Below are 14,668 nucleotides of genomic sequence, written 5' to 3'. Positions count from 1 at the left end.
CTCTCCCTGTTGAGTTGGTCGTCAATGACCGGCCGCTTTGCGGGCCGATAATGAAAAAGTGAATACAAGTGCGATGACAAGAACCGCACCCTTGATGAAATCCTGCGTGTAGTAAGGCGCGTTCATCATGGTCAGACCCTGCAAAAGGATGCCGACAAACAGCGCGCCCATTGCGGTGCCAAAGGCATTGGGTTTCGCCGCCCCCAGTACTGCGAAACCGATCAGGGATGCTGCAACGGCATCCAGCAGCAGATTGGTGCCCGATGCGATATCACCGCGCCCCAAGCGGGCCGCGAGCAACATGCCAGCGATTGAGGCCAGCACACCGGAAATCATATAGGCAGTGATCTTGTAGCGTTTGACATTTGTGCCCGTCAGGGCGGCTGCGCGCTCATTAGAGCCGATGGCATACATCAGGCGGCCGTGCCGCGTTGTTTCCAGAAAAATCCAGATCAATATGGCAATGACAATAAGGAAGACCACGGGGATCGGGAGCAGTTTTTCAAGAAAGAAATCAAAGCGGTGACGGCCCATGGCAAGAAACAGCGGATCGAATGTGCCGTTGGCTGTCTCGCCATCCGGCAAAACCATTCCGGTTGAGATTGATCGTCCGGCGGTGGGAATGCGCTGCAGCCCTACCAGCAGGAACATCATACCCAGAGTTGCCAATAAATCCGGGACTTTGAACCGGACAATCAGAATACCGTTCACCAGCCCGATAAAGGCACCCAAGAAAAGGCATGCAACAATCGCAACGGCTGCGGGTTGCTCCAGCACCACCATCACATAGGCCGCCAGCATCATTGCAGATGTTGCAACCGAGCCGATGGACAGATCAAAGCCGCCAACAACCAAAGTGCAGGTCACTCCAAGCGCCAATATGCCGGTCATGGCAACGGACTGGAAAATGAACACGGCTGAACGTGGTCCGGCAAACCCGCTGGCGAAAATGGAAAAGAATATGGCCAGCCCGACCAGCAGTGCCAGAAATCCATACCGGATTGCCAGATCAAGCGCGCTCGATTGCCCTTTTTTGGCAGATGCCTTTGGCTGAGCGGTGATCCCGCTGTCCTGCACATCAGTGCTCATGCTGCTTCATGCTCCGGCTGCTTTTGCGCTGTTCCCGTAACAGCGGTCAGTATTTCATTGAGATCGACATCACGATTTACAAACTCGGCGATGATTGAGTGTTCATGCATGACAATGATGCGGTCAGCAATTTCCAGCGCTTCGTCGAGTTCGGACACAAAGACAAGTGTCGCCCGCCCTTTTGCGGTTTGCCGCACCTTCTCGCCAATATCGTGCCGGGAACGGATGTCGACGCCCTGAAACGGTTCATCCAGCAATAGCAGGCGACATTTATCGATGAGCCAGCGCGCCAACATGACCTTTTGCTGATTGCCACCAGACAGAGTGTTGATACCGTCCGTTTCTGACTGGCAGACAATTGAGAGCGCTTCAATCATGTCACGCGCTGTATCCCGTTCCGCATTGCGCGACAGGAAAGAAAAGCTGGAAAATTGCTGCAGAAAGGGAACTGAAATGTTTCGCGTGATGTTGAAGTCGGCGACGACGGCATTTGTCGCCCGGTCTTTTGTTGACATGAACACGCCGCTCGCGATTGCATTTCCGGGGCTGGTGGGAGCGTAGGCCCTGCCATCCAGTTTTATGGAACCGGAGCTGGGTGCCCTGAGCCCAAACAGCGCCTGCGCAAGATCAGTTTTGCCGCTGCCCAAAAGACCTGTGATGGCAACAATCTCATTGTCATGCAGTGTCAGATCAAACGGCTTGCTATCCGGCTTCAACCGCATTTGCGTCAATTCGGCAATGGCGTCACCTTGCGGCGGAATTTCAATATTCACATCGGTCATGTGATGACCAAGCATGGCGTTGACTGCGCCCTCATAGTCCAGTGGTGTATCTTCAAAGAGGCCAGAAATTTCACCATCACGCATGGAGACAATGCGATCTGCAATGCGTCTTATGTCCGACATGCGGTGCGAAATATAGAGAACGGCAACACCCCGCTCTTTGAAGGTTTCGATGAGTTCAAACAGACGCTCTGCCTCAACCGCGGACAGTGAGGACGTCGGCTCATCCAATATCAGAAGTGACGGCTGGTGTGACATGGCGCGTGCAATGGCGATCAACTGTCTGTCAGCCACGCCCAACTGCGCAACAGGCTGACGCACATCAACATCGATGCCCATGCGATCCGCTATTTCCTGCGCATCTTTGAAAAGCTGTTTTCGTTTCAGGAAAAAACCGAAATTGGGTTCCGCAAGTCTGTCAATCATGAGGTTCGATGCGACATCCAGATCCGGAATGACACCATCATTAATGGCCTGATGGACGGTCACAACGCCTTTTCGTATCGCATCTGAAGGGCTGGACGGAACAAAGTTCTGACCTGCAAGACTCACATTGCCTGCATCGCTTGCATGTACACCGGACAGGATTTTGACCAGTGTCGACTTGCCAGCACCATTGGCCCCCATCAAAGCTGTCACGCTTCCCGCAGGCAAATCCAGGCTAAGCCCCCGCAAAACAAGGTTATCACCAAATGCTTTTTGCAGACCGGAAATCTGGCATAGACAGTCTGTCATTCGTTCCTCCCTAAAATACCTCAACAGCCAACCTGACAAAAGTCAAGAGGTATTGACAAATGCTTTTTACGCCACCTACCATGTACTCACTTGCGCATCTCGTGTAGCTGGTTGTCGACCATATTTTCTGTTCGGGGAGGACGAATTGAGCGATTATAAGGCGTTGACGCCAGAAACACTTCCAGCCCGTCTGGGCACTCTGGATGCGATGACAAATTCGCTCGGCGGTAGCAGCACCGACTGGCAGGTGCGCGAAGTTGGCGATGGCAATCTGAATTTGGTATTTATCGTCGAAGGCACTGCAGGTTCCGTCATTGTGAAACAGGCCCTGCCCTATGTGCGCCTCGTTGGCGATTCCTGGCCGCTTCCACTCAAACGTGCTTACTTCGAATATCATGCGCTGATCCGTCAGGCGGAGCGTGATCCTGGCAGCGTGCCGGAGATCCTGCATTTTGACGAGACCCAGGCACTGATCATAATGGAGCGTCTGCAGCCGCACATCATATTGCGCCAGCAAATGATTGCTGGCCGAAAAGTTGCAGGCCTTGGAGAAACCATTGGGCGGTTTTGTGCCCGCAATGCTTTCCGTGGCTCTGATCTGTCTATGGAGACCGCCAAGAAGAAAGCTGATCTGGCCTTGTTCAGCGACAATGTAGAGCTCTGCGACATCACTGAAAATCTGGTGTTCACCGATCCCTATTTCGACGCCGAGATGAACCGCTACACCACGCCTCAGCTTGATGGCATCGTGGCTGAATTGCGAAATGACCAAATGCTGAAAGTAGAAGTTCAGCACATGAAACGCGCATTTTCGGCAAAGGCGGAGACGCTGTGCCACGGTGATCTGCATGCCGGCTCCATCATGGTTACAGATGATGAATCCCGGGTCATTGATCCGGAATTTGCGTTTTACGGGCCAATGGGCTTCGACATCGGCATGCTGATCGGCAATTATCTGATGGCCTATCACGCAATAAGCGCTCACATTGCCGACGATACTGCTTGTGCCGCCTATCAGGAATGGGTGTTGGAGACGATTGACGAAACGTGGACAGCGTTTTGTGATGAGTTCTCAAAACTGTGGCGTACCGAACGCACCGGCATTCTTTATCCGCGTAGTTTGTACGAGGATCAGGGCCACCTGATGGCCAGCGAATTGGCACTTGAGCAGCTTCTGGGCGAGATTTTTGAAGACCTTCTGGGATTTGCCGGCATTGAGATGCACCGCCGCATACTTGGCCTTGCTCACATAGCTGAATTTGAAACAATTGAAGACGAAGACATACGCGCGCCGCTTGAAACGCGATCTCTGAAATTCGGTCAGGCGTTGGTCATGAACCGCAAACGGCTGCATGGCATCGATCGGGTCATTGCAATGGCAAGACAATCACAAACAGGAACCGGCACATCATGAAAGTTGGCGATACCCATTACCGCTCAATATGGCAGGACACTGCGACAGGTGAAATCCGCATCATTGACCAGCGCTGGTTGCCGCATGAATTTCGCGTTGTCACACTTGAGACATTAGACGAATTCGCAACCGCCATTCGTGACATGTGGGTCCGAGGCGCGCCGCTCATCGGCGCGACGGCTGCCTATGGTGTTGCGCTGCAAATGGCGCGGGACCCATCCGATAAGGCCTTGAATGAAGCCTATGATGTGCTTCATGCCACCAGACCGACAGCCATTAATCTGCGCTGGGCGCTGGATGAATTGCGGGCCACATTAACCGCCTTGCCAGCAGATCAACGCAAAGCGGCGGCGATAGCAAAAGCGGCACAAATTGCCGATGATGATGTGGAAACAAATCGGTTAATTGGCGTCCACGGACTTGAAATCATAAAGAAAATTGCGACAACCAAGAAACCTGGAGAAGCCGTCAACATACTGACCCATTGCAATGCAGGCTGGCTGGCAACCGTGGATTGGGGCACAGCAACCTCTCCCATGTATCACGCCATGGAGGCCGGCATTCCAATCCATGTCTGGGTTGATGAGACGCGTCCACGTAATCAGGGTGCCCAATTGACCGCATGGGAAATGGTGGGCAATTCAATTCCACACCATCTGATTGTAGACAATGCCGGTGGTCATCTCATGCAACACGGCCAGGTCGATATGGTGATTGTGGGAACTGACCGCACGACAGCGCAAGGCGATGTCTGCAATAAAATCGGCACCTATCTGAAAGCACTTGCAGCGGCGGACAACAACGTTCCGTTTTATGTCGCTCTGCCCTCGTCAACGGTTGATTGGACCGTGCATGACGGCGTCAAGGAAATTCCGATTGAAGAACGTGATGGGCGCGAAGTAACCCATATCTATGGCCGCCTTGAAGATGGCAGCACCGGTTTTGCTCAAATCTCGCCAGATGGGACACCCGGAGGCAATCCGGCATTTGATGTAACCCCTGCCCGAATGGTGACCGGGTTGATTACCGAACGCGGCGTGGCCGAAGCCAGTGCCGAAGGGCTGCTGGCGTTGTTTCCAGAACGGCGATCAGCCGCCTAACGATAAAATTGCTTCGGCGCTGGATTGATTGGTCACAATGTGGGTGGCGTAGCCGCCGCGCAACGCTGCAATTGCGGCCGGCACGCGGTCACTGCCGACAGATACCAGGATTCCTGTCTCCGGATTACGCATCCGATTAAGGGCAATGCCCATCATGCGTTCGTCCAGCGGTCCTTCAATGCCATCGCCCTGTTCATTGATGAAGCGTCCGCACAGCACACCAACGGCACCATGATCGATATACCAGTTCAACTCTTCAATCGTTGCGACACCCGATGAGACCACGTGACTGTCCGGCGTGCATGAGCCCACTGCAAAAAGAGTTTTGTTAAAATGGCTTATCTCGTCAAGCTGGCTGGCAATCAGATTTTCAGCACGCAATGCTCTGGCAACTTCCGGGCTTGAAAGCATGGCCGGCACATGCAGATTGACGCATCGTGCCGAGAATTTGCGCGCCACATAAGACGAACAGACATCTGCTGAAAAGCCGTAAGGTGTCGCCATCGAACCAACCAGTTGCAAAACCGTCAGATCATCCACTGCAATTGTCTCAAGGAACTCTGCCACATCGTAGATGGTTTTGCCCCAGGCAACGCCAAGCCTGTCACCGGGTGAAACCAGGCGCGGCAGCCATTGTGCAGCACCACGGGCCACGCGAATTTCTGTCACGCGCTGTTCTCCATTGCCGTCCGGAACGACATAGGCTTCACGAAGGCTGTATTTTTCGCGTAATTGCAGTGCGGCCTCATGGCCCTTGAATGCTTCCGGGGAAAGCGTGATCTGCACATAGCCGCGTTCGCGGGCTTCTTGCAGATAATTCACGACGGTCGCCCTTGAGACCTTGAACCGTGCAGCGATTTCGTTCTGGTTCAGTCCGTCCTGATAGTACAACCAAGCAGCTTCGATGACGATATCATGCCCGCCAATCTGGCTTGCCGAGCGGCGCAAAGATTGTATCGGCATGCAGGTCCCCTTATCGCGATAACATTTGACAACAGCACGTGACTTTTGTCAAATTTCAACGCAAAGGCCCAACAGCCTCCTCCTGTTTTCCGACAGGGAGTTTCTATAGATAATTGGCGAAATAAGAGCGCTAGGGTTTGAACGGGAATGGCCCGGAATGAGGCCCAACCGGCAGGTAGTGTGATAAGAAAACCCTGGTTGCACTGTCATAGGAATGAAGCAGAAACCCGCCGGGTTCCAAAGAGAATTGTGATGCCCCGCCTTCTGTCAGATCCGGGCAAACGGCATGGGCGACTGATGGGCCGATCATGATTGGGCCACAGGGTTGATGGCTGGTCATGTAGCGGTGGATATGGCCGCAGATTGTAATCTTCGGGCCCATGTGACCTGAGACCAATTTCAAAAGTGTTTCGGCATTATGAAGCGGTTGTGCGTCCATATGCCCAATCCCGGTCTCAAAGGGAGGATGATGCAGGGCAAAAATCACCGGCTCGTCGGTTAGCAGCGCCAGTTCATTCTCCAGCCAAGCCAGTGTTTCTGCTGTCAGAAAACCATGTGCTTTGCCAGAAACCAGGCAATCAAGCGCAAGAACGTGGACATTGCCCAGTTGAATATGGCTGTTCAATCCACCGTTTTTGGGTTGCCAGGGTTGTTCGGAAAATGCGGCGCGCATGACATCCCGATCATCATGATTGCCAGGCAAAACGCATAGTGGAAGTCTGAGTGGCGACAATAATTCCTTGAGGCGGTCATATTGCGCCTGTCGGCCATGATCTGTCAGATCACCGGTTATTACGATGCCATCGACTGGCCCGATTTTGGGCAGTAAATCCACGATGTATGAGACTGCGTGAGCCAGATATTCCGCTGTATCCACAACGTTATAGGCCAGCATCCTCTGCTCGACCATGTGAATATCAGACAATTGAATGATGCGGGTCATACAGGTCCTCAAAAGTGAATCAGCGAACTGGCAGGGATATCAAGACCAACCAGATCTCCAATTTTTGGAGCATTTACGCCTTGCAAACTCACCATCAGGGGCGCTTCACACACACCCGAGATTGTGAGTTTGGTATGTGTACCAAGGTAAACCCGCCCGATGACAGTTCCCCTCAATGGTGCATCATCAGGATTTATGACGCGAATATCTTCCTGACGAATGAAAATGTGGTCTGGTTCTCGGCCCTCAATGCCCGTTTTCAACGTGCCGCCTTCCAGATGCAATTGGCCGTTTTCAAAGCGACCTGACAGCCGGTTTGCGCCACCGACAAAACTTGCGACGAAGTCCGTTTGCGGGTCCCGATAAAGAACTTCCGGTTCAGCTCTTTGTTCAATTCGCCCTGCCCTCATAACCGCAATCGTATCTGCGATGGCCATGGCTTCGGACTGATCATGGGTCACAAACACCGCTGTCATCGACAGGCCACGGAGAATAACGGCCAATTCGTCCCTCAAAGTATCCCGAAGGGCGGCATCAAGGGCCGATAATGGCTCATCCAGCAAAAGAACACGGGGCCTTGGCGCAACGGCGCGGGCCAGTGCAACCCTTTGACGCTGGCCACCTGAAAGTTGATTGATGGCACGGTCCGCCAACCCGTCAAGTCGGCAAAAAGACATGACTTCATTCACACGGTCATCACGTTCGCTGCCGCTGATGCCGCGCACCTTCAGGCCATAGCCAACGTTTTGCCGTACACTCATATTTGGGAACAGGGCGTAGGATTGAAACACCATGCCAATCGAACGGTGCTCGATGGGAACCTTTGTGACATCTTCGTCGTCAAACAGGATTTTTCCGCCGCTGTCCGGTGTTTCCAACCCCGCCATAATGCGCAGCATGGTTGTCTTGCCGCAGCCGGATGGGCCGAGCAGGCCAAGGATTTCTCCCGGTTTCACCACCAGATCCGTTGGCAGAAGGGCTTTTGTGTTTCCTGCAAAGGTTTTGGCGCATCCCAAAAGCTGTAATTCGGTTCCACTCATGAGGTTTTTCCAATGGATTGCGCTCTGTTTGATGCCCAAAGCATGGCGGCGAGAAGCGGGACGATCATGACAAAAAACACCAGGGTGTAAGCCGATGCGATTTCAAGCCGCATTGAGGCGTAGCTGTCAGCAAGCCCCACCGGCAACGTCTTGGTCAATGGCGTATGGAGCATCCATGTCAGATTGAACTCGCCAATCGACAGCGTTACCACCGTCAATGCGCCAGCGAGGATTCCGGGCCAGGCATTTGGCAGAGCGATGTCTTTAAATCGTTGCCAGGATGAAGCGCCCAGTGAGGCAGCCCCCTCCTCCAGCGACTGCAAATCAATCGTGGAAAAAACAGCAAGGACGGAGCGGATCATGAACGGCAATGTATAGAGAACGTGCCCGGTCAGAATGAACCAGAAAGACAGCCGAAATCCCTTTATGGTGCCATAGAGTTGCAGCAAGGCCAGCGCCAGAGCCAAGCCGGGAATTGACAATGGCAAGGACACAAATTCTTCCACAATCCGGGACAGCCGTCCGGGAAACCGGTTCAAACCATAGGCTGCCGGAATACCGATGATTACCGTGATGATGAGGCAGCCAAACGCGATGCCCATGGAGCGCCAAATGGTGTCCGAATAAAGCTCCCAGACCTGACCAACCCACTTCAGGGTCACGCCACTGGCAACGATGCCCTGGAAATAATTGACCGTGATTCCGGCCAGAATGGACAGGATGGCAGGGACAAGCAGGAATGCGCAGGCAAGAAGCGTGACGGCAAACTGGATCATGAAGGCTGTTCTACGTGACATAATCTACCCCGACGCCGCGACACTGGTGCCGGTGAGTGACCGGGCAAACATGAGCAATACCCAGGTCACGAGACCCAGAAGGACCGAGAGCGCAGATGCCATGGCGATGTTCGCGGACAGAGTGAATTCGGTGTAGATGACCATCGGAAGTACATCGATGTTTGTGGCAAGCGTGAAGGCAGTCCCGAACGCACCCATGGCGGTTGCAAAGGCAATTGCGCCAGACGCAATCAGTGCTGGCGCAAGGCCTGGCAGCGTAACGTCGCGCAGGACCTGTAACGGGGCCGCCCCAAGAGACCGGGCGGCTTCCACCAGCGCCGGATCAAGTTTTTCTGCGGTGGCCATAACCGTCAACAACACACGGGGAATCGAGAAATAAAGATAGCCAAAGAACAGGCCAATCATGGAGTAGGCAAACACAATTCGCGTATCGAAAATGTTTGAGCTGATGGTGTTGACCAGCCCTTGCCGCCCGCCCAGCAGAATGATCAAGAAGCCGATGACGACACCCGGAAAGGCCAGCGGAAAAGTCAGGCTTGCAATCAGCACGCTTCTGCCCGGGAAGCGATTATGGGTCAGAAACAAAGCCGCAGTTGTCGCAATCAAGACGGCTGCAATGGTAACCGCGAGCGACACCAGGACTGTATCAAGCAGGCTTTGCATGTAGCGGGGATTTGAAACAATTTCGGCATAGATCAACCAGCCCTGCTCCCCCTCGATGGAGGCAGAAAACAACCGGACCAGAGGCAGCGCCAAAAACGCAAGACTGAAAATCAGCAATGGCAAGAAGCAAAGAAATACAAACAATTTAAGGTACCGAAAGCAGTTATGGAAAATGGGCTGCGAAACCTTCAGATCTCGCAGCCCGGTTTAGCTACTTCACTTCCGCAAGATAGCGATCACCAAATGCTTTTTGGACTTGTTCCATCTTGGCATAATCAACCGGTGTCGCGCGCTCGTAGTCGCTGTCCGGCAGGAATTTGGCAGCCACATCTGCTGGCAACTCAACCGGACGTGCCGGTTTCAGGAATGCATTTGTCCAGATCGCCTGACCTTTGTCGGACAGAATGAAATCCAGCACTTTTTTGCCAACTTCCGGCTTGGGGCCATTGGCCACAAGGCTCATGACATACGGCACGACAACAGAACCTTCGCATGGCAGGACGAATTCAAAGTTTCCATCTTCAGTGTATTTGCCGCGATATGCGTTAAAATCGTAATCAAACAGGATGGGAATTTCCCCTGAGACAACGCGGGCATATGAGGTCTGTTTTGGAACGATTGGATCGTTTTCTGCAAGTTCATTGAAAAAGGCAATCGCAGGATCGAAATTGTCCAGATCACCACCAAACGCCCGGTTCACGGCCACCGCGCCAGCATAGCCGACAAAGGCACTGGATGGGTCAAGATAGCCGACCATGCCTTCATATTCCGGCTTCATCAGATCAGCCCAGCAAGCAGGTACCGGCGCGCCGCCCAGAGCATCCTTGTTCACAAAAAGGCCCAGTGTGCCGTAGTGAATTGTGAACCAACGGCCATCAGGATCTTTGAGACCTTCCGCAATATCGTCAAAGCCTTTTGGTTTATATGCAGTAGCAACGCCCTCATTAGCGGCCTTGATGCCGGTGGTCACGCCGTAATAGGCCACATCGGCAACAGGGGATGCCTTTTCAGCAATAAGCTGGCTGATTGTTTGGCCGGAATTCTTGTTGTCATGTGGCATTTTCACGCCAATTTCGGCTTCAATAGCTTTGAGCATGGAAGCCCAATCGGCCCATTGCGGCGGGCAATTGTAGCAGATGGCATCTTCTGCCTGGGCCGGTAAGGCGGAAAGAAGAGTTGCTGAAACGACAGCACCAAGGATATATCTCATAGGTCTTCTCACTTTATTTGTTTGGTTGCATTTGGGTGGCTGACAAATTCGACGGCCGGGTTGCAGCCTGGCCGTCGAATTTTTTCTTTGCGGCAAGGGATAGGCTTTCGCCGCATCGAAATTCGAATGGAAGAGAGATAACGCCTGCTGGCGGCTTCTCGTTTTTCTGCAAAGCCTTGACCAGCAATTGTGCAGCCTTAGAGCCCATATCGTGACAGGGCGTGGCAATCGTCGCCAGTTTTGGGTGCACAAGATCAGCCACCGCAATGCCGTCAAATCCGACGACACTGATATCCTCCGGGACAGATTTACCAAGGCTTCTCAACGCGCGGATACAAGCCAATGCCAACATGTCGTTGGAGGCAAACAGGGCCGTCGTGGACGGTGATTTTTCAAACAGATCAATCAAGGCAAGTTCAAGATCACCTGGCGCATAATCGACCTCAAGGAGTGCAGGCTGATTCAAGCCATGCTTTGCGTAGATCTCTGCAAAACCTTTGTAGCGATCAGCTGACCGATCTGATTTGGCAAATTGAACCGCAACGAATGCGGCATTCAAATGCCCAAACTCAAATAATTTTTGACCAACTATCCGCGCGGCTTCCACATTGTCGACGCCGACAGCTGAAACACCTGAATCTGCTGGCTGGTTGAATATCAGGCAATGCGGAATGTTGTTATCGTTCAGCACCTGCAAAGCATTGCTGTTTTCCGAAGAAGAGACCGTGAGCACGACACCATCGACCTGTTTTGCCAGCAATGTGGCCAGGGCCTTCTGTTCTGTCTTCTGGTCGTAATTGGCGCATGTCAGAATCACGTCATAACCATGGACCGCCGCGGCCTGCTGAATGCCTTGCACAGCATCAGCAAAAACCGGATTGCTCAAAGTGGGAACCAACACGCCAATTGTCTTGCTGCGCCGGCTTTTCAGAGAGCGCCCAAATTCATTGAACTTGAAGCCCAATTCCTCGGCGGCGGCTAACACACGTACGCGACTGGCAAGGCTTGCCGGACCGGAGTTATTCAGGACACGGCTGACAGTCGCAATGCCGCAGCCAGCGCGTTCCGCAACGTCTTTTATGGTTGGTTTGTTAGGTAACACCAATTGAGACACCCACCCTGTGGAAACGTTTCCACTTTCACCATATCTACATTACAGCGGTGTGACAGTCCAGTGTATTCATAATTCCGGCATCGCACCACACCCTGCAATCTGCCCAAATTGCCGGGCCAACTGACCTCGCGAAAATCAGTGCTTGTATTTTTGATTGCAGACTATGATTGTTACACTTCTTTGCACCCAAGGGCTTTGACTGGCGCTTTTCGCCAAACCAAATTTTGCGCATTATATTGTCGATGAACCAACAGTGAGATTTCCCGTTTGAACGCAGCAATAGCGTTGACCTCATGAGCGTCAACGCAATATCGCCTTGCTGATTTTCCCAATGAATAGACAGATCTTGATGCAGGAGCCATACCCATGAACAACTCGGCCCGCTATGTGCCGGAATCCCTTCGCACCATGGCGAAAGAGCTGTTTGTGGAAGGCGGTCTTGAGACAAAGAAAGCAAGCGCGGTTGCGCATTATCTTGTACTTGCCGATGAAATGGGTCGCTCGACCCATGGGCTGGCCCTAACCGCCTGGTATTTACAGATGCTGACGACGGGCGACATGGCAAATTCCGGTCAGATCGAAATCATATCTGATCGTGCCGCAGCAATTGCCTGGAATGGAGGGCGTCTTCCAGGCGCGTGGCTCACATCCAAAGCCGTGGCGCTCGCCTCAGAACGCGCCATCCAACATGGCACCTGCACAATTGCCATTGCCGAGTGTCATCATATCGGCTGCCTGGCGGCTTATTTGCCGGATGCAACCGATCAGGGCCTGATGGTCTCGGTCGCCTCCTCTTCCCCGTCCGGGACACAGGTTGCACCGTTTGGCGGCACCAAGGGCGTCTTCACACCGAATTTGAAGACGGTGTGCTGACAGGTGCTACAACCTCACCCGCGAGATTGGTTGCGCCATCGGCTACCGATCATTACCACTGGTAAACAGGGGTCCGGACCCTAAATAACAAACCGTAACAGCGTGAGGCCCAACTTGATGATCGACGACGATACCTCAGTAAAGAACCGCCCCGCTAAAAAAATCGGTTTGCGGCAGGTCAAAAAGCTTGAGAAAGAACGCCGGATCAAGGAAGCGGCCCGCGCGCTTTTCATCGAAAAAGGGTATGAGAACGCGACAATACGTCAGATCACCAAACGGGCGGATGTGGGCATTGGAACCATTTTTCGCTACGCCGCCAACAAGCGCGATTTGCTGTTTTTCATTTACAATGACATGCGGGCCGACTTCAGGTCTCAAAGCGTTGACGACATCCCAAGCGACATCTCCCTGATTGCCCAGCTTGAGCAATTCTTCGGCCATCTGATTGAGTTCTTTGCCACCCAGCCAGAACTGGCTCGCGACATTCTGCGCGAAACCGCCCTTTATGATTCTGGTCTGCAGATGGAGCGTTACTGGCGGACCCGGCACGCGGCAGAGCATCAGCTGACGCATTTGCTGAAACGCAATCAGGAAGCGGGCCGTATCGCACTTGATACCGATGTAAAACTGCTGACAATCCTGCTGTTTGACATCTACCGATCAGCCCTTCGCAGATGGGTTATGAAAGATGGAAAAGACGTTCAGAACGGTCTGGCGATGGTTGTTCCGCTTTTCCAGATCGCCCTTAAAGGTGTCGTTGCCCGCGACGAAGAGCTTTAGCTCCAATCTTCCATTTTTGAGATCGACCCTGGCCTTCCGGAGCCCTCAGGCTGCAAAAATGGCTGCCTGAAAAAAGCATTACGCAAGTGCGTCATCCGACCTGTCGGGATGCAGACAATGTTCGGGCTGACAAGCCGACATTTCTGATCTCACGCGGTTCGTAAACAGCCTATTGCAAGCGCTGAGCGACATTGTGGAGCGCTCCGATAAATCGCTTGGCGAGTGGCGACGTGTCTGCGTGGCGGAGCCGCATTATGGCGACGCTTCTGTCGATGTGTAATCCCTGAAGTTTGATGCCACGGATTACACCAGCGCTGGCTTCCAACGCAAAAGCATGAGATGGCATCAGACTGACGCAATCGGTGTTCTGAATCAGCCCTTTTAGCGAAATGATGCCGGAACAGGACCAGAATGTCCTTGGAAAAGGCGTGCCTGAATTGAGGAAAGCCGCCTCTATCTGTTCACGGAAAATTCCGCCTGTCGCCGGTAACGCCCATTGCTGGTCCGTCAATTTTGCAAGCGTGACAGATTTCTCATTCCACATGGGACTGCTTTTCCCGACAACCGCTTCAATTTGAAAATCTGTCAGTTTTTCCTGCACGATGTTCGCATGCCGGGCACGGCTGCCAATGCCCCCAAGAGCCAATTCAATTTCGCCTCCCAGTAATTTTTCCAGGAGTGGTTCGTCCTCTTCCTCATGAATGGAAATCATTATCTGTTCGCCGGATTTACCCATTTGGGAAATCGCTTTGGGAACAAGCTGCGTGGCGGCAACGGGTGTGCATCCGATCACGAGTGGACCGACAATGCCGTGCTGTTCCAGCTCCACTTCCTCGACGATCCTGTCGAGAATCGTATCCACGGCACGCGCATGCCGCAAAACCAGCTCACCATATTTGTTCAGCACCGCGCCGTGACGGCCACGATCAACCAGTCTGACACCCAATTGCCGCTCCAACCGGGCGATCCTGCTCGAAAGCGCTGGCTGCGAAATGTTCTCTGCCTTTGCGGCAGACATGAATGTTCCATGCTCGGCAACAGCCAGCAAAAAGCGGATATCTCGCGGATCGGGTCTCATCAGAAAAATATATGATAAGTGTGAATTACATTGCAAAACATAATTTAACACCACTGCATTTTGAGCAAGTTTGACTCAGTGTCTTGA

At 53.0% G+C, this 14,668-nt stretch carries 14 protein-coding genes; 4 read left to right on the top strand and 10 right to left on the bottom strand.

Features of this window, described 5'->3' with window-relative positions:
• Window positions 1-21: 21 nt before the first annotated feature.
• Both RAL91_RS12510 and RAL91_RS12505 read right to left on the bottom strand, forming a co-directional pair.
• Window positions 22-1,089: an ABC transporter permease gene (locus RAL91_RS12510; RefSeq protein WP_306256534.1), complete on the bottom strand. Its 1,068-nt coding sequence runs from the start codon at window positions 1,087-1,089 to the stop codon at window positions 22-24.
• Entirely contained in the window at window positions 1,086-2,606 is a 1,521-nt protein-coding gene (locus RAL91_RS12505; RefSeq protein ID WP_306256533.1) for a sugar ABC transporter ATP-binding protein, read from the bottom strand. Before RAL91_RS12505 ends, RAL91_RS12510 begins: the two co-directional genes overlap by 4 nt.
• A 145-nt stretch (window positions 2,607-2,751) precedes the next feature.
• Between RAL91_RS12505 and mtnK the strand changes: the two genes are divergently transcribed.
• Both mtnK and mtnA read left to right on the top strand, forming a co-directional pair.
• Window positions 2,752-4,020: an S-methyl-5-thioribose kinase gene (mtnK, locus tag RAL91_RS12500; protein ID WP_306256532.1), complete on the top strand. Its 1,269-nt coding sequence runs from the start codon at window positions 2,752-2,754 to the stop codon at window positions 4,018-4,020.
• Window positions 4,017-5,120, top strand: coding sequence for an S-methyl-5-thioribose-1-phosphate isomerase (mtnA, locus tag RAL91_RS12495; protein WP_306256531.1), 1,104 nt, complete (start codon window positions 4,017-4,019; stop codon window positions 5,118-5,120). Before mtnK ends, mtnA begins: the two co-directional genes overlap by 4 nt.
• On the opposite strand, the gene RAL91_RS12490 is transcribed toward mtnA, so the two are convergent.
• The 7 genes from RAL91_RS12490 to RAL91_RS12460 all read right to left on the bottom strand — a co-directional run bounded on the left by RAL91_RS12490 (window position 5,109) and on the right by RAL91_RS12460 (window position 11,838).
• Window positions 5,109-6,083 (bottom strand): sugar-binding transcriptional regulator, encoded by a 975-nt coding sequence (locus RAL91_RS12490; protein ID WP_306256530.1) that lies wholly within the window; start codon window positions 6,081-6,083, stop codon window positions 5,109-5,111. The two genes, mtnA and RAL91_RS12490, sit on opposite strands and share 12 nt — an antisense overlap.
• A gap of 130 nt (window positions 6,084-6,213) precedes the next feature.
• The gene (locus RAL91_RS12485; RefSeq protein WP_306256529.1) at window positions 6,214-7,026 is read right to left on the bottom strand and encodes a phosphodiesterase; all 813 of its coding nucleotides are present in this window, start codon (window positions 7,024-7,026) and stop codon (window positions 6,214-6,216) included.
• Window positions 7,027-7,034: 8 nt separating this feature from the next.
• A complete protein-coding gene (locus RAL91_RS12480) occupies window positions 7,035-8,066 on the bottom strand; it encodes an ABC transporter ATP-binding protein (RefSeq protein ID WP_306256528.1) in 1,032 nt (343 codons plus the stop codon).
• Complete coding sequence (locus tag RAL91_RS12475; RefSeq protein WP_306256527.1) at window positions 8,063-8,863, bottom strand: ABC transporter permease; 801 nt, start codon at window positions 8,861-8,863, stop codon at window positions 8,063-8,065. Before RAL91_RS12475 ends, RAL91_RS12480 begins: the two co-directional genes overlap by 4 nt.
• A 3-nt stretch (window positions 8,864-8,866) precedes the next feature.
• A complete protein-coding gene (locus RAL91_RS12470; RefSeq protein WP_306262717.1) occupies window positions 8,867-9,670 on the bottom strand; it encodes an ABC transporter permease in 804 nt (267 codons plus the stop codon).
• 67 nt (window positions 9,671-9,737) lie between these two features.
• The gene (locus tag RAL91_RS12465; protein ID WP_306262715.1) at window positions 9,738-10,736 is read right to left on the bottom strand and encodes an ABC transporter substrate-binding protein; all 999 of its coding nucleotides are present in this window, start codon (window positions 10,734-10,736) and stop codon (window positions 9,738-9,740) included.
• Window positions 10,737-10,749: 13 nt separating this feature from the next.
• Window positions 10,750-11,838 (bottom strand): LacI family DNA-binding transcriptional regulator, encoded by a 1,089-nt coding sequence (locus tag RAL91_RS12460; RefSeq protein WP_306262714.1) that lies wholly within the window; start codon window positions 11,836-11,838, stop codon window positions 10,750-10,752.
• Between the two features lie 378 nt (window positions 11,839-12,216).
• Between RAL91_RS12460 and RAL91_RS12455 the strand changes: the two genes are divergently transcribed.
• Together RAL91_RS12455 and RAL91_RS12450 are read left to right on the top strand one after the other, a co-directional pair.
• A complete protein-coding gene (locus RAL91_RS12455; protein WP_306262712.1) occupies window positions 12,217-12,723 on the top strand; it encodes an Ldh family oxidoreductase in 507 nt (168 codons plus the stop codon).
• A 117-nt stretch (window positions 12,724-12,840) separates the two neighbouring features.
• Window positions 12,841-13,503, top strand: a complete 663-nt coding sequence (locus RAL91_RS12450) for a TetR/AcrR family transcriptional regulator (protein ID WP_306262710.1) — start codon at window positions 12,841-12,843, stop codon at window positions 13,501-13,503.
• 169 nt (window positions 13,504-13,672) lie between these two features.
• Here the strand turns inward: RAL91_RS12450 and RAL91_RS12445 are convergent, their stop codons facing one another.
• Window positions 13,673-14,581 carry a LysR family transcriptional regulator gene (locus RAL91_RS12445; RefSeq protein WP_306262708.1) on the bottom strand — a complete coding sequence of 303 codons (909 nt, stop codon included), beginning with the start codon at window positions 14,579-14,581 and terminating at the stop codon, window positions 13,673-13,675.
• Window positions 14,582-14,668: the final 87 nt, after the last annotated feature.

Source organism: Pararhizobium sp. IMCC21322 (assembly GCF_030758295.1).
GTDB lineage: Bacteria > Pseudomonadota > Alphaproteobacteria > Rhizobiales.
Note: the sequence above shows the minus strand (reverse complement) of the source record. Positions and strands in the feature narration are given on the sequence as shown.

Excerpts from the sequence above, each read along its gene's own strand:
- mtnA (WP_306256531.1), top strand. The coding sequence starts at position 4,017 with ATGAAAGTTGGCGATACCCATTACCGCTCAATATGGCAGGACACTGCG.
- RAL91_RS12485 (WP_306256529.1), bottom strand. The coding sequence starts at position 7,026 with ATGACCCGCATCATTCAATTGTCTGATATTCACATGGTCGAGCAGAGG.
- RAL91_RS12475 (WP_306256527.1), bottom strand. The coding sequence starts at position 8,863 with ATGTCACGTAGAACAGCCTTCATGATCCAGTTTGCCGTCACGCTTCTT.
- RAL91_RS12510 (WP_306256534.1), bottom strand. The coding sequence starts at position 1,089 with ATGAGCACTGATGTGCAGGACAGCGGGATCACCGCTCAGCCAAAGGCA.
- RAL91_RS12480 (WP_306256528.1), bottom strand. The coding sequence starts at position 8,066 with ATGAGTGGAACCGAATTACAGCTTTTGGGATGCGCCAAAACCTTTGCA.
- RAL91_RS12505 (WP_306256533.1), bottom strand. The coding sequence starts at position 2,606 with ATGACAGACTGTCTATGCCAGATTTCCGGTCTGCAAAAAGCATTTGGT.
- RAL91_RS12465 (WP_306262715.1), bottom strand. The coding sequence starts at position 10,736 with ATGAGATATATCCTTGGTGCTGTCGTTTCAGCAACTCTTCTTTCCGCC.
- RAL91_RS12455 (WP_306262712.1), top strand. The coding sequence starts at position 12,217 with ATGAACAACTCGGCCCGCTATGTGCCGGAATCCCTTCGCACCATGGCG.
- RAL91_RS12445 (WP_306262708.1), bottom strand. The coding sequence starts at position 14,581 with ATGAGACCCGATCCGCGAGATATCCGCTTTTTGCTGGCTGTTGCCGAG.
- RAL91_RS12490 (WP_306256530.1), bottom strand. The coding sequence starts at position 6,083 with ATGCCGATACAATCTTTGCGCCGCTCGGCAAGCCAGATTGGCGGGCAT.
- RAL91_RS12450 (WP_306262710.1), top strand. The coding sequence starts at position 12,841 with ATGATCGACGACGATACCTCAGTAAAGAACCGCCCCGCTAAAAAAATC.